At 71.7% G+C, this 14,127-nt stretch carries 14 protein-coding genes; 9 read left to right on the top strand and 5 right to left on the bottom strand.

The window, feature by feature from the left end; all coding sequences use genetic code 11:
• The first annotated feature begins 91 nt into the window (after window positions 1–91).
• Both ACN6LD_RS21750 and ACN6LD_RS21745 read left to right on the top strand, forming a co-directional pair.
• Window positions 92–286: a hypothetical protein gene (locus ACN6LD_RS21750; protein ID WP_319195877.1), complete on the top strand. Its 195-nt coding sequence runs from the start codon at window positions 92–94 to the stop codon at window positions 284–286.
• A gap of 134 nt (window positions 287–420) precedes the next feature.
• Window positions 421–1,089, top strand: coding sequence for a DUF2637 domain-containing protein (locus ACN6LD_RS21745; RefSeq protein ID WP_319195878.1), 669 nt, complete (start codon window positions 421–423; stop codon window positions 1,087–1,089).
• Window positions 1,090–1,176: 87 nt separating this feature from the next.
• On the opposite strand, the gene ACN6LD_RS21740 is transcribed toward ACN6LD_RS21745, so the two are convergent.
• The 3 genes from ACN6LD_RS21740 to ACN6LD_RS21730 all read right to left on the bottom strand — a co-directional run bounded on the left by ACN6LD_RS21740 (window position 1,177) and on the right by ACN6LD_RS21730 (window position 3,102).
• The gene (locus tag ACN6LD_RS21740; protein WP_319195880.1) at window positions 1,177–1,995 is read right to left on the bottom strand and encodes an SGNH/GDSL hydrolase family protein; all 819 of its coding nucleotides are present in this window, start codon (window positions 1,993–1,995) and stop codon (window positions 1,177–1,179) included.
• Window positions 1,982–2,551, bottom strand: coding sequence for a PadR family transcriptional regulator (locus tag ACN6LD_RS21735; protein WP_445044045.1), 570 nt, complete (start codon window positions 2,549–2,551; stop codon window positions 1,982–1,984). Before ACN6LD_RS21735 ends, ACN6LD_RS21740 begins: the two co-directional genes overlap by 14 nt.
• Window positions 2,552–2,664: 113 nt before the next feature.
• Window positions 2,665–3,102, bottom strand: coding sequence for a MarR family winged helix-turn-helix transcriptional regulator (locus ACN6LD_RS21730; RefSeq protein WP_445044044.1), 438 nt, complete (start codon window positions 3,100–3,102; stop codon window positions 2,665–2,667).
• Window positions 3,103–3,405: 303 nt separating this feature from the next.
• Between ACN6LD_RS21730 and ACN6LD_RS21725 the strand changes: the two genes are divergently transcribed.
• The 7 genes from ACN6LD_RS21725 (at window position 3,406) to ACN6LD_RS21695 (ending at window position 12,470) form a co-directional block, all read left to right on the top strand.
• Window positions 3,406–3,834, top strand: coding sequence for an HGxxPAAW family protein (locus tag ACN6LD_RS21725; RefSeq protein ID WP_319192895.1), 429 nt, complete (start codon window positions 3,406–3,408; stop codon window positions 3,832–3,834).
• Window positions 3,752–4,780 carry a DUF2797 domain-containing protein gene (locus ACN6LD_RS21720; protein WP_445044043.1) on the top strand — a complete coding sequence of 343 codons (1,029 nt, stop codon included), beginning with the start codon at window positions 3,752–3,754 and terminating at the stop codon, window positions 4,778–4,780. Before ACN6LD_RS21725 ends, ACN6LD_RS21720 begins: the two co-directional genes overlap by 83 nt.
• A gap of 416 nt (window positions 4,781–5,196) precedes the next feature.
• Window positions 5,197–5,937 carry a response regulator transcription factor gene (locus tag ACN6LD_RS21715; RefSeq protein ID WP_319192892.1) on the top strand — a complete coding sequence of 247 codons (741 nt, stop codon included), beginning with the start codon at window positions 5,197–5,199 and terminating at the stop codon, window positions 5,935–5,937.
• On the top strand, window positions 5,934–7,586 hold the full coding sequence (locus ACN6LD_RS21710; RefSeq protein WP_319192890.1) for a HAMP domain-containing sensor histidine kinase: 1,653 nt from the start codon (window positions 5,934–5,936) through the stop codon (window positions 7,584–7,586). Before ACN6LD_RS21715 ends, ACN6LD_RS21710 begins: the two co-directional genes overlap by 4 nt.
• 14 nt (window positions 7,587–7,600) lie before the next feature.
• Window positions 7,601–9,256 (top strand): glycosyltransferase, encoded by a 1,656-nt coding sequence (locus ACN6LD_RS21705; protein ID WP_445044042.1) that lies wholly within the window; start codon window positions 7,601–7,603, stop codon window positions 9,254–9,256.
• Window positions 9,253–11,511: an ArnT family glycosyltransferase gene (locus tag ACN6LD_RS21700; protein ID WP_445044041.1), complete on the top strand. Its 2,259-nt coding sequence runs from the start codon at window positions 9,253–9,255 to the stop codon at window positions 11,509–11,511. The genes ACN6LD_RS21705 and ACN6LD_RS21700 overlap by 4 nt, the downstream gene beginning before the upstream one ends.
• A 188-nt stretch (window positions 11,512–11,699) precedes the next feature.
• Window positions 11,700–12,470 carry a TetR/AcrR family transcriptional regulator gene (locus tag ACN6LD_RS21695; RefSeq protein ID WP_445044040.1) on the top strand — a complete coding sequence of 257 codons (771 nt, stop codon included), beginning with the start codon at window positions 11,700–11,702 and terminating at the stop codon, window positions 12,468–12,470.
• 51 nt (window positions 12,471–12,521) lie between these two features.
• Here the strand turns inward: ACN6LD_RS21695 and ACN6LD_RS21690 are convergent, their stop codons facing one another.
• Window positions 12,522–12,998 (bottom strand): PPOX class F420-dependent oxidoreductase, encoded by a 477-nt coding sequence (locus ACN6LD_RS21690; protein ID WP_319192882.1) that lies wholly within the window; start codon window positions 12,996–12,998, stop codon window positions 12,522–12,524.
• A 249-nt stretch (window positions 12,999–13,247) separates the two neighbouring features.
• On the bottom strand, window positions 13,248–14,075 hold the full coding sequence (locus ACN6LD_RS21685; RefSeq protein WP_445044039.1) for a YceI family protein: 828 nt from the start codon (window positions 14,073–14,075) through the stop codon (window positions 13,248–13,250).
• Between the last annotated feature and the right edge of the window lie 52 nt (window positions 14,076–14,127).

Genomic DNA, 14,127 nt, shown 5'->3' with positions numbered 1-14,127 from the left:
CCGTTAGCGGAATATGACGACAGCAAGGGCTCTGGGTCTGCCTCAACGCAACGTGAGGGCGGATGATCTGACTGCGGGCCATGATCTGGCAATGGGGAAAATTGGGTTTTCGCCCGGTGTGAAATTCGCGTCGGGTGCGGCGCAGGGCGCGGCGCTCGAAGACGCCGTGTGGGTCGAACCTCAGGCCGCTGAGTCGCTGCTCCGCGAGTTCCTTGCCTTGCTGGAGGAAATCCAGAAGGAACTCGATTCGCGGTGGAACGGCCAGGAACGCTTCGGCCGGCCGTGACGTGGACCACGCCCGACGGGCGCATTCCTGTGAATCCTGACTACGAGGAACCTGTCTTCGGGCGGCGTGATCGTTATTCCGACGCGTACGCCTACGGGGCGGGCGCAGGATGGAACGGCGGACCGTCCGAGAGCATGCACGCGGGGGATCCCCTGGCCGCGGCAGCCGACACGGGCTGGGATCCGGTGGAAGAACTCGCCTACCTCATGCAGGAGGCCGTCACGGCGGAGCAGACGGCCAGGGTGCCGCCGCCTCGGGGCGAGCCCACGCCCGGCGGCGACTTCATCGACCCGTTGGAGAGCCTCGCGCAGATCACCTCCCAGCTGCCGCCACCGCGAAGGTCTTCTGCCGGTCATCGCAAGATCTCAGGTCGAAAACTCCGGCTCAAGTGGCTGCGGACCGGCAGTTTCGTGATCGTGGCACTCGTTGCCGTCATCGTGGCGATGGTCAGTGTCTTCGGCGGCATGGTGGCCTACAGGCCTCTGCAGAACATCACGTCCGGAGCGGACCACGGAATGGTCCCGTCGTGGCCTCTTCTCGTGTACGGCCCCTGGATGGTGGCCTCTCTCTCCATCCTCCGGACCGCTCTGCACCAGCGCCGAGCCGTCCATTCGTGGTTCATCGTTCTGCTCTTCTCCTCCGTGGCGATAATGCTGTGCATCGCGCAGGCGGACCGAACCTTCACCGGAATCGCCGGGGCTTCCCTGCCCGCTCTGGCGTCCCTCGCCTGCTTTCAGCAGCTCGTCCGCCAGATCACCCTGACCCTGCCACCGCGACAGAGCACGCGCCGGCACCGCCAGTAGCGGCAGAGTCCGGCCGGGAGCGGAACGAGCCGTCTCGAATCAGCGGCGAAAGCGGGAAGGGAATTGCCCGCCCGGGCGACGGCGTCGCTACGGAGACTCCCGTCCCGCGGTGTTCGCGGCGGGGCCGGGCGGGGGACCGACGGGCATGAGCTGAGGGCGTCTGGCGGTGCGGCCGTCGCCGGAGGACCGGCCGCGCAGACGGCGTCCGAGCCAGGGTCCGAGGTATGCGGCCGCCCAGCGCAGTTCGGCTTCTGCGGCCTGCCGGCGCGAGGGGACCCGCTGCGGCGGGAGGGGGAGGGTCCAGGCGTCGTCGGCTCCGGGCAGCTGGATGGCCCGGGCTAGGGCCGCGGCGATCCGTTCGTGGCCGAGGGGGCTGGCGTGGAGGCGGTCCGCGGTCCACATCCGCGGGTCGGTGGTGACGGCATGTCGGCCGGTTTCGGCGACCGTGACCCCGTGCCGGGCGGCCGCGGCGCGGATACGGGTGTTGAGGTCGAACACCCGGGACCTGACGGGCCGGGCCAGCGGCACGATCTTTCCGACGTCGGGGAAGGTCAGCGTCACCACGTGGGTTCCGGCGTCCGTGAGCGCGGCGAACATGTCCTCCAGGTGTCCCGCCACCTCCGCGGCGTCGTACCGGGGCCGGAGCAGGTCGTTGACGCCGGCGACGACGGTGGCCAGGTCGGGGCGCAGGGCCAGGGCGGGCCCCAGCTGTTCGGCGCGTACCTGGCCGGCGGTGCGTCCTCGTACGGCCAGATTGGCGTACCGGAGACCGGGGTTGACGGCTGCGAGGTGCTCGGCGAGCCGGTCGGCGAAGCCGCGCAGGCCGACGGCGTCGTCTCCGTCGCCCAGCCCTTCGGTCTGACTGTCGCCCAGGGCCACGTAGCGCACGTAGTCACCGCTCGGCATGCGTCGTCCGCCTTTCCCGCAGGACGGCCGCGATCCGCAGGCACCAGTCCCGGTGGCCCTGCTCGAAGTCGAGGCCGCGCAGACAGGTCAGGTACGGTCCGATCCGCTCGCCCCGGCGAAGGAAGTCGTCTTCGTCCGCGTCGCCGCGCAGTTGTCGCAGCAGCCTGCCGAGCAGCTCGATCTTGGCCTCGGCCGCGGACGCCCGCTCTTCGAGCTGTTCGATCACCGAGGCGGTGCCGATGCGGTCGGCGACCTGGACCTTGACCAGCAGATCGTCGCGGATGAACGAGGGCTTCGCCACGGCCGCGGCGAACTCCTCGAGCTCGGCGCGGCCGGCGTCCGTGACGTGGAACAACCGTTTGTTGGGCCGGGTCTCCTGGATCACCTGCCGCCCCGTGACCAGACCTTCCTTCTCCAGCTTGGCCAGTTCGGCGTACAGCTGCTGGGGCAGGGCGTGCCAGAAGTTCGCCACGCCGACGTCGAACGCCTTCGCCAGTTGGTACCCGCTGTATTCGCCGTCCAGCAGCGCCGCCAGCACGGCATGTCGCAAGGCCATCGAAGCAGGCCCCCTCCTCGTCGGTCCCTCCGCAGGATACTCAAGGATAGGACTACTCGCATTATTGAGTAAGGGGAGCGGTGAGGGAAGGCGGATATGTGCGGCGGCGGGGGTCACTCGCCCGGGTCGTGCCGGAGGCGCAGTTCCTCGCGATAGGAGTTGGCGAGGGCGGTCGCGCGGGTGAACCAGTCCGTCAGGACGGCGATCTCCTCCGGCGAGTAGTCGGCGAAGAGGGCGTTCAGACGGACGTAGTGCGGCTCGTAGAGGGCGTAGGCCCTGGCCACCGCCGAGGGGACGGCTGCCACGCGGACCCGGCGCCGGTCCTGGGGGTCGGAACGGCGGGTGACGTAGCCGGCGCGTTCCAGACGGTTGAGGATGCCGGTCACCGCGCCCGTCGTGACCTGGACGCGAGCCGCGAGGTCACCGGCCGTGAGGAGATCCTCGCCGGCCTGGAGGACGTAGCCGAAGCAGGTCAGGTCCGTGACGTTCAGGCCCAGGCGCTGGGCCATCTCCTGCTGCCCGATCATGCTGGCCGCGATGAGGTCGTCCATCGCGGAGAGCGCTTGGGCGGGGGTGGCGGCGGGGCGGGGGGATGAGCGCGGGTGCGGATGCGGGGAGGGGTGTGGGGACGGAGGCGGCGGCTCGGGTGTCATCGCGGGGCCGGTTCCTCTCCGGGGCGTTTCGGGTGCGTGGGCCGCACCGCGTCATGGGGGCTGGCCACTGGCCGCTGACGGCTGACGGCTGACGGCTGACGGCTGGGTGGTGGGTTCGTGCTGGGTCCTTGTTATCTGCTTTCCGTTTGTCTTACCTTGTAAGAGGTTTTCAATCTGAACTTCTTAGATCGTGAGGGATTCATGGCCGGGCATGGATACGACGAAGGGCACACGATCGCGGGATGGACCGGCGTGGCCATCGTGGCCGTCGGTGGCTCCGCGATGGGCGTCGGCGTGTGTGTCGGCTCGGTGCTCGCGATGGTCGGCGGCGGCGTCGTCCTGGGGTTGAGCGCGCTGGTCACGTGGGGTCTGCACCTCGCAGGGTGGGGCAAGCCGCCAGGAGTGCGCCCACGGTCGGAATGGGGGATGCGGGTGCGGGACCCCTGGGCCCGGGACGGTCATCCGGGGTGCGTAGGGTGCCGGCTGGCCGGCCGGGGACGCGCGACCGTCACCGCGTTGTCGGCGCCGGGGCCTACCGTTGCGGGTGATGGCACAGGCATGGAAGTGCGCGGGGCTGCGGTGGTCGTCGGCGGAGGGTCCCGCGCTGATGTGGGACGGAGCCCGTCCTAGCCCGCTGACCTGGGGCAAGCGGGTCTCGTTCGGTGTGGTCGCCGACAGTGTGCGGCAGTGCGCCGGGGCTCGGGGGCACCCGTGTCCGGTGCGGGCGGCCGTGCCGGGGAGGAGCACGGGAGCCCGGTGCGAGGAGTGCGCGCGACTGGACCGGGCGCACTCCGTCGCGGCCGACGGGATCGCAGACGACCCCCGCCCGTACCGGGTGTACCTCGCCTGGTTCGGGCCCGGGCTCGTCAAGGTGGGGATCACGGCGGCCGAGCGGGGGCCCGTGCGACTGCTGGAGCAGGGCGCGGTCTGCTTCAGCTGGCTCGGGGTCGGTCCGCTGATGGCCGCCCGCCGCACCGAGGAACTGTTGCGGGCCGCGCTTCGCGTGCCGGACCGCGTTCCGTACGCCGTCAAGCGGGCGGTGCGGTCCACGCTGCCGCCGGGGGAGGAGGAACGAGCGGGCGAGCTGCGCGAGGTGTACGACCGGGCCGTGCGACTGAGCGGCTGGCCCGAGTCGTTGGAGCACGAGCCGTTCCAACCGGTCGATCATGTACGGGCCTTCGGGCTCGCCGGGGCTCCGGCCGCGCTCGGCGAGGTGAGCGAACTCGTGCCCGGCGGGTCGGTGAGCGGCGAGCTGGTGGCGGCCGCCGGCCCCGACCTGCATCTGGCCACCGAACTGCCTTCGGTCGCCGGCCTGCCTTCGGTCACCGGCCTTCCTTCGGTCGCCGGTGGCACCGGTCTTCCGTCGACCGCCGGCCCTCCTCCGTTCACCGGCCTCCCTTCGGTCACCGGCCCCGCTTCCGATGTCGGCGCTCGTCCCGCCGGTCGGCGAGGGGTGGTCGTACTCGACACGCGGTTGATGCGGGGGTGGCGGCTGGTTCCCGCTGAAGACGGCGAACTGAGCTTCCCGCTGCGGCAGTTCAGGGTGGCGGAGCATCGGCAGGACGGCCTGTTCTGACAGCCGTGCGCCCGGCGTCCATGTTTCTGCAAGGCGTGCGTCCGACGGGCGTGCGTCCGGCAGCCGTGCTTCCGGCGGACGTCGGACTCGAGGCGGCGATCCCGTCTCCCTGCCGGCACATGCGGGCCGCGTGCGTCTCCTGTGCCCCGCGTTTCCTGTGCCCCGCGTTTCCTGTGCGCCGCCCAGGCGGATCACAGCTCGGCTCCCCTCTCGCGGCCCGCGAGATCTCCGGAGAACCTGGCTCCGACGTCGCGTTGGGACGCCGTGCACCAGGGCTTTCATGGGTGATCCGCGCCGCCGGGCGAGAGTCGAGCAAGCGCTTCCCAACCGTTGCCTGAGAGACGCCTGTGCGTTTCTCAGGCAAATCACAGACAAGTGAAAGAGTGCTCTCAGCGGGCCCCGACAGGGTGTTCACCATGACCACGACCTCGCCCCAGGGGCGCACCGAACTGCTGAGGCCGGACGGGAGCCCCGTCCGCGTGCTTGTGGTGGACGACGAGCTGTCGATCACCGAACTGCTCTCCATGGCCCTGCGCTACGAGGGATGGCAGATCCGGAGTGCCGGTGACGGCACGGGCGCGATCCAGACCGCCCGTGAGTTCAGGCCCGACGCCGTCGTCCTGGACATGATGCTGCCGGACATGGACGGGCTGACGGTCCTGGGGCGGCTGCGGCGTGACCTGCCGGACGTCCCGGTGCTGTTCCTGACGGCCAAGGACGCCGTCGAGGACCGTATCGCCGGACTCACCGCCGGCGGCGACGACTACGTCACCAAGCCGTTCAGCCTCGAAGAGGTCGTGGCCCGGCTGCGCGGGCTCATCCGGCGCTCCGGGGCCGCCGACCGGCGCTCGGACTCCGTACTCGTCGTCGGCGACCTGACCCTCGACGAGGACAGCCACGAGGTCTCGCGGGGCGGCGCCAACATCCACCTCACCGCCACCGAGTTCGAGCTGCTGCGCTTCCTGATGCGCAACCCGCGGCGCGTGCTCAGCAAGGCGCAGATCCTGGACCGGGTGTGGTCGTACGACTTCGGCGGTCAGGCCAACGTCGTCGAGCTGTACATCTCCTACCTGCGGCGCAAGATAGACGCCGGCCGCGAGCCGATGATCCACACCCGGCGTGGGGCCGGCTACCTGATCAAGCCCGCAGCGTCATGAGCGGACGACGACGACCGCGTCCGCAGATGAGACGAGCGGGAAAGCCGCGCACCCTGCGGACCCGGCTCGTCGTCGTGTCCGTGACCCTGATCGCCGTCGTCTGCGCGGTGATCGGCACGGTGACCACCCTGGTGCTGCGGGACCATCTCTACAACCAGCTGGACGGCTCCCTGAAGGAGGCCGCCATGGGCGTCTCCGGCGGGCGGGCTGGAGGCCCCGGCGGCCGGGGCGGTGCCACGAACGGCAACAGCTCCGGCAGCGGCTCCGACAGCAGCACCCCGCCCATACAGAAGACGTCCGGCATCGACGAGTTCGTCACCCATGGCCCCGGGCCGCAGAAGGCCCTGGCGGCCACGGTGGTCAACGGCTCGATCACCGGCGCCAAGGTCGGCGACAAGACGAAGAACGCCGCCGGCTATGCGGACATGACCCCCGAGGCCCTCACCGAGTCCCAGACCAAGACGCTCGGCGGGGTCGCCCAGGACCAGAAACAGCACACCGTCGACATCTCCGGCCTCGGCACCTACCGGGTCCAGTACATCCACGGCAACAACGGCGACTACTACGTCGGCCTCCCCACCTCCGACGTCGACAACACCATCAACACCCTGATCATCGTCGAGATCAGCCTCACCGTCGCCGGTCTCCTCGCCGCCGGTCTCGCGGGCATCGTCATGGTCAACGTCGCCACCCGCCCCCTGCGCAAGGTCGCCGCCACCGCCACCCGGGTCTCCGAACTCCCCCTGCACACCGGCGAGGTCAACCTCAGCGAGCGGGTGCCGGAGTCCGAGACCGATCCGCACACCGAGGTCGGGCAGGTGGGCGCGGCCCTCAACCGGATGCTGAACCACGTCCACGGCGCGCTGCACGCCCGCCAGGAGAGCGAGATGCGGGTCCGCCAGTTCGTCGCGGACGCCAGTCACGAGCTGCGGACACCCCTCGCATCCATCCGCGGCTACGCCGAGCTGACCAGGCGCGGACGCGAGGAGGTCGGGCCCGACACCAAGCACGCGCTGGGCCGTATCGAGTCCGAGGCCGGACGGATGACCTTCCTCGTCGAGGATCTGCTCCTGCTCGCCCGGCTCGACGCGGGCCGTCCCCTGCAGTTCGAGCAGACCGACCTCGTCCCGCTGGTCATCGACACCGTCAGCGACGCCCGCGTCGCCGGCAGCGAGCACGTGTGGCGCCTCGAACTGCCCGAGGAGCCCGCCCTGGTCTCCGCCGACTCGGCACGGCTTCAGCAGGTTCTCGTCAACCTGCTCGCCAACGCCCGGACGCACACCCCGCCCGGCACCACCGTCACCGCGCGCGTGCAGCGCCGCGGGCCGTGGCTGTGCGTGGACGTCCAGGACGACGGGCAGGGCATCCCGTCCGACCTGCTGCCGCACGTCTTCGAACGGTTCGCGCGCGGCGACTCCTCGCGCTCCCGCGTGTCCGGCTCGACCGGCCTCGGCCTCGCCATCGTCCAGGCCGTCGCGGCCGCGCACGGCGGCGCGGTGACCGTCGACAGCGTCCCCGGACAGACCGTGTTCACCGTGCATCTGCCCGCGCTCGGCCCGGCCCTGCCCAAGCCCGCCCCCGAAACGAACTGGCAACTCGACTCACAGGTCGAGCACAGTGCCACCACATGGGTGCAACAGGGCGCCTGACGAAAGTCGACGACATGCGAACCGACTCTTCTCCCGGCACGCTGCCGGCGCGGGAGCACCTCCCGGCCGCCACAGCCGGTACGCCTGTCCTGGACGTAGTGATCCCCGTCTTCAACGAGGAGAAGGACCTCCAGCCCTGCGTCCAGAGACTGCACGACCACCTGACGCGTACGTTCCCCTACTCCTTCCGCATCACGATCGCGGACAACGCGTCGACCGACACGACCCCTTCGGTGGCGCGCCGGCTGGCGGCGCGGATCCCGGAGGTGCGGAACTTCCGGCTCGAGCAGAAGGGCCGCGGCCGGGCCCTGCGGACCGTCTGGTCCGCCTCGGACGCCCCGATCCTCGCGTACATGGACGTGGACCTGTCCACCGACCTCAACGCGCTGCTGCCGCTGGTGGCGCCGCTGATCTCCGGCCATTCCGACCTGGCGATCGGCTCCCGGCTCGCCCATGACTCCCGCGTGGTGCGCGGGCCGAAGCGGGAGTTCATCAGCCGCGCCTACAACCTGATCCTGCGCGGCTCGCTGCAGGCCCGCTTCTCGGACGCGCAGTGCGGGTTCAAGGCGATCCGGCGTGACGTCGCACAGATTCTGCTCCCCCTGGTGGAAGACACCGGCTGGTTCTTCGACACTGAGATGCTGGTGCTCGCCGAGCGCGCCGGCCTCCGTATCCACGAGGTGCCGGTCGACTGGGTCGACGACCCGGACTCCACGGTGCACATCGTGAAGACGGCGACCGACGACCTGAAAGGGGTGTGGCGCGTGGGCAAGGCCCTGGCCACCGGTTCGCTGTCCCTCGACCGGCTCCGCCGTCCGTTCGGCGACGACCCGCGCGACCGCGACATCCAGGACGTGCCGGGGGGCCTGGCCCGTCAGCTGGTCGGGTTCTGCGTCGTCGGCGGTCTGTCCACCCTCTTCTACCTCGTTCTCTACAGCGGTTTCCGCCAGTTCGGCGGCTCGCAGGTCGCCAACGCGCTCGCCCTGCTGGTGTCCGCGGTCGCCAACACCGCCGCCAACCGGCGTCTCACCTTCGGAGTGCGCGGGCGCGGCGGGGCCGTCAAACACCAGGCGCAGGGCCTGGTGGTCTTCGGCATCGGCCTGGCGCTGACCAGCGGCTCGCTCGTCGCTCTGAACGCGGCGACCTCCGACCCCGCGCACGCCACCGAGCTGGCGGTCCTCGTCGCCGCCAACCTCGCGGCGACGGTGCTGCGCTTCCTCCTCTTCCGCGTGTGGGTGTTCTCCGACCGGCGCGACGGTGACGACCCGGCGACGACGACCGGGGCCACCGCCCCCGCCGAGACCCCCGCCGCTCCCACGGGCCCGTCCGCAGCGACGTACCCGACCCCGCACGCGGGCCCGACGACGCACACGACCGCGCACACGACCGCGCACGCGACCGTGGACGGGGGCCCGACGAGGTACTCGCCGACCACGCCGACCACGCCGACGACGTACCGGACGGCCATGTCCGCGCAGGGCGGCGGCCTCTTCGGGCCGCTGCCCCAGCGCTCGGGCCCGACGCAGCCGCCGGTTGCCCGTCCCCACGGCAGCGCCCCGACCACGCCCCACCCCCGCGCCGGCGAAGCCGCGGACGGCACCTGGAGGGACGCCACCCTGCGGATGCAGCCGGTGCGCCCCGGCGACACCGAGCAGGGGGACGCCCGATGACCACCCGTCTCGATCAGCCGTCGGCGCTCTGGGGCGCGCCGTCCGAGAGCTCCCCGGCGGCCGTGCGCGAAGCCGTCGTCCCGGTCCCCGAATCGGGTGAGCCGAAGCAGCCCCTGCACCGCAGACTGTGGCGAGGCCGTCCCGAGGACCCGCGCTGGGCCCGCCCGGCGTTCCTCGGCCTGCTGGCCGCCACGCTCCTCCTCTACCTCTACGACCTGAGCGCCTCCGGCTACGCCAACTCCTTCTACTCGGCGGCCGTCCAGGCGGGCAGTCAGAGCTGGAAGGCCATGTTCTTCGGCTCGCTGGACGCGGGCAACGCGATCACCGTCGACAAGCCCCCGGCCTCCCTGTGGCCGATGGCGCTGTCGGTGCGGATCTTCGGCCTGAACTCGTGGGCGATCCTCGCGCCCGAGGTGCTGATGGGCGTCGGCACGGTCGCCGTCGTCTACGCCTCCGTGCGTCGCCGGTTCAGCCCCGCGGCCGGTCTGATCGCCGGCGCGGTGCTGGCTCTGACCCCCGTCGCCGCGCTCATGTTCCGGTTCAACAACCCGGACGCGATGCTGGCCCTCCTGATGGCCGTGGCCTGCTACTTCACGGCCCGCGCGGTCGAGGACGGCCGGACGAAGTGGCTGGTGTGGGCCGGGGTGGCGATCGGCTTCGCGTTCCTCGCCAAGACCCTGCAGGCGTTCCTGATCCTGCCGCCCCTCGCGCTCGTCCACGCGGTGTGCGCGCCGGTGCCGGTGAGGAAACGGCTGGGCCAACTGGCCGTCGCCACGGGCGCGGTGATCGTGTCAGGCGGCTGGTGGGTCGCGATCGTCGAGCTGTGGCCGGCCTCCTCCCGCCCGTACATCGGAGGCTCGCAGAACAACTCCTTCCTGGAGCTGACCTTCGGCTACAACGGTCTCGGCCGCCTCAACGGCGAGGAGACCGGCAGCGTCGGCGGCGGCGGTGGCGGCGGGAACACCGGGCAGTGGGGCGAGACCGGCTGGGACCGGATGTTCAACTCCGAGATCGGCGGCCAGATCTCCTGGCTGCTGCCGGCCGCGCTGGTCCTGCTCGTCGGCGGCCTGGCGGCGACCCGGAAGCTGAAGCGGACGTCGACGACCCGAGGCCTGTTCCTGGTCTGGGGCGGCTCCCTGCTGATCACGACGGCCGTCTTCAGTTACATGGCGGGCATCTTCCACCAGTACTACACGGTGGCCCTCGCCCCCTACATGGCGGCCGTGATCGGCATGGGCGCCGGCGTCCTGTGGGAGAAGCGGTCCGAGATCTGGGCCTCGCTCACCCTCGCGGCCTCGGTCGTGGCGGCGGCGGCCTGGAGCTACGTGCTGCTCAACCGCACCCCCGACTACCTGCCCTGGCTGAAGTGGCTGGTGCTGCTCGGCGGGCTGACCGCCGCGCTCGGCCTGGTCTTCGCGGGCCGGATCAACCGGCAGCTCGCTCTGGCGGCGGCCTCCGTCGGCCTCGTGGCCGCGCTGGCCGGACCGACGGCGTACACCCTCAGCACGCTGCAAGAGGGCCACACCGGCTCCATCGTCACCGCCGGTCCGGCCGGCGCGAGCATGATGGGCGGCGGTCCGGGGGGTGGTGGCCGGGGCGGCTTCGGCGGCGGCCCCGGCGGCCAGAGCCGGCAGAACGGCACCGGCAACGGCACCACGCAGAACCAGGGCCAAGGCCAGAACCAGGGCCAGAACCAGCAGGGCGGCGGCACGGGCGGCTTCCCCGGTGGCGGCATGCCGGGCCAGAGCCGGCAGAACGGCAACGGCACCACCCAGAACGGCAACGGCGGTACGCAGGGGCAGGGTCAGAACCAACAGGGCGGCATGCCCGGCGGACAGACCGGTGACGGCGGCGGCATGGGCGGCGGCGGTGGCGTCGGCGGCCTGCTGAACGGCGCGAGCGTCTCCGCCGAGGCCAAGAAGCTCCTGGAGGCCGACTCGGGGAAGTACACGTGGGCCGCGGCGGCGATCGGCGCCCAGAACGCCGCGAGCTACCAGCTCGCCACGGGCGACGCGGTGATGGCGATCGGCGGCTTCAACGGCACCGACCCGTCCCCGACGCTGGCGCAGTTCAAGCAGTACGTGGCCGACGGGGAGGTCCACTACTTCATCAGCAGCGGGTCCGGCGGCGGCATGGGCGGCGGCAGCAGCAGCGGCACGTCCTCGCAGATCACCTCCTGGGTCGAGGCCAACTTCAAGAAGGTGACGGTCGGTTCGTCCACCTTCTACGACCTGACCCAGAAGGCGAGCGGCTGACGAGGGTCCCGAGGACGGACTCGAAGTCGCGGGTTTCCTCCGACAGGGCGGTGGCTCGCTTTCGCTTGCCACCGCCCTGTCGTCGTCCTCCGGGACGGTGGGGCCGCAGCCCGGTGGGGCCCCTGCGGAGCGCCGGCCGCCGCTTAGCATCGTCCTCAGTGACCGGGAGTTCAGGAAGGTGCCGCGCGATGGCCGAGACCGCCAAGGACCCCGCCGCACACACCAGCGTGTGGCTGGAAGGAAAGGCGCGTCGCCGCGGACGCGGCGGGGGCCAGCCCTCCGGGCTCGACCGGGACCGGATCACCGGGGCCGCCGTGCGGCTGCTGGACGCCGAGGGGCTGGCCGGGTTCTCCATGCGACGGCTGGCGGCCGAGCTGAACGTGACGGCGATGTCCGTCTACTGGTACGTCGACACCAAGGACGACCTGCTCGAACTCGCCCTCGACGCCGCCTTCGGCGAGTTGGCGGACCTGCTGCCCGATCCGGCGGACGAGGACGTGGACTGGCGCGACCAGCTGCGCGCGCTCGCCCGGGCCTACCGCGACCTGCTGGTCCGGCATCCCTGGCTGTCGCCGCTGGCCGGCACGTTCCTCAATGTCGGGCCCGACCACCTCGCCTTCACGCGGGTCGTCCAGCGCGTGGTACGCCGCACCGGCGTCCCGACGCGCGGCCTCGGGGCGGCCGTCGCCGCCGTGTTCCAGTTCGTGTACGGCTTCGGCACCATCGAGGGCCACTTCCGCGCCCGCTGCACGGCCGTCGGCATGGCCCCGGACGACTACTTCCGCCACGCGATGAGCGAGGTCCGCCAGGTCCCCCCGGCCGCCGACGTGGTCAAGGAGGCCGGAGACATCATGGCGGCCCGCGGCGGCGACACGGTGCAGGAGATGTGGGAGCGCGACTTCGACTTCGCTCTGGACCTGCTGATCGCGGGCATCGAGGCGATGGCCGACCGCGGCTGACGGACCGTTGCTGACGGACCGCACGCGGCGGCCCCCCGGCCGGGGTGGGGCCTACTCGTCGGCGCCGGCGACCAGGCGTGCCGGGAAACCGCCGGTGGCCACCGGGCCCCAACGCTCCGGCGTGATCCGGATGATCGACTTGCCCTGCTTCCGCATGGCCTGCCGGTACTCGTCCCAGTCGGGGTGCTCGCCGGCGATGTTGCGGTAGTACTCCACGAGCGGCTCGACGGATTCGGGGGCGTCGACCACCTCGGCGGCGCCGTCGATCTGGACCCACGGCCCGTTCCAGTCGTCGCTGAGCACGAGGACGCCTACGCGCGTGTCCCGCTTGGCGTTGCGCGTCTTGGCACGCTCGGGGTACGTGGAGACGACGATGCGCCCCGAGTCGTCGACCCCGCAGGTCAGCGGCGACGCCTGAGGGCTGCCGTCGGCACGCCGGGTCAGCAGGATCGCCCGGTGACGGGGACGGACGAAGTCCAGCAGCTCGTCCAGGGAGACCTTGGTGTTCGTCGCGATGTTCGGTGCCATGCCCTCAGCCTAGGCCGCGGGACGTCCCATCCGGCTGACCCTGCCGTGCCTGCGCCTGCGGCGTCGCCTGTGCCGTCGCCTGTGCCGTCACGGCGCCTGCGGCCGTCGCCTTGGTTGTGGCCGTGGGCATGTGCGGGGCCGTCGCCTTGGTTGTGGCCGTGGGCATGTGCGGGGGCGTGGCCGCAGGCATCCCCGTGGCGTCGTCGTTCTGCCGCTGCCCGTTCTCGCCGGCGCTGTGGCCGGCCGTCGCTAAGCCTCGAGCGGCGGTAGCGCGTCCCCCCGGACCGCCTGGACGTCCAGCTCCACCTTCAGCGTCGTCCCGATGGCCGCGATGCCGGCCTGGACGACCTGGTTGTAGTTCATGGCGAAGTCCTCGCGCCGCAGCTGCGCGGTCGCCCGGAAGGCGGCGCGGGTGCCGCCCCAGGGGTCGGAGCCCGTGCCGAGGTAGGCAAGGTCCAGTTCCACGGGACGGGCGACGCCGCGCATGGTCAGCTCGCCGTGGACCGTCCAGCGGTCGGGGCCGGCCGGGGTCAGTCCGCCCGAGCGGTAGACGATCTCCGGGTACCGCTCGACGTCCAGGAAGTCCGCCGAGCGCAGATGGGCGTCGCGCACGGCGTTGCCGGTGTCGATGGAGGCCGCCCGGATCACGGCCTCGACCCGGGACTTCGTGACGTCGTCCGGGGCGACCTCGACGGCCGCCGCGAACTCCGTGAACCTGCCGTGCACGCTGGAGATGCCCAGGTGCTGGGCGACCGCCCCGACGGCGGAGTGTGCCGGGTCGACGGTCCAGGGGCCGGGCGGGGGCAGCTCCGAGCCGCCCTGCCGGGCCAGGGTCACGGTCCCGACCTCCGCCCTTCCGCTCGCCGTGACGATCGCGCTGGAGGCCGCGGGCGCGTACCCGACGGCGGTGACGATCACCGTGTAGGCCCCGGGGGCGAGTTCGGTCGCGTCCCGCACGGCCCCCTCCGCGTCGGCCTCGGCGCGCAGCACCTGGCCGCCCGTCATGTCCGTCACCGTGACGACCGCGTGCGACACGGCCCACCCGTCCCGCGTGCGGATCTTCGCGGTCAGTCCCATCTCGTGTACTCCTCGACTGGAACCGGCCCGGTGCGGGGTGGACCCCGCACCG

The sequence above is a fragment of the Streptomyces sp. SAS_272 genome (genome assembly GCF_052543235.1).
The sequence above is the reverse complement of the archived record's forward strand: the minus strand, read 5'-3'. Positions and strand labels throughout refer to the sequence as shown.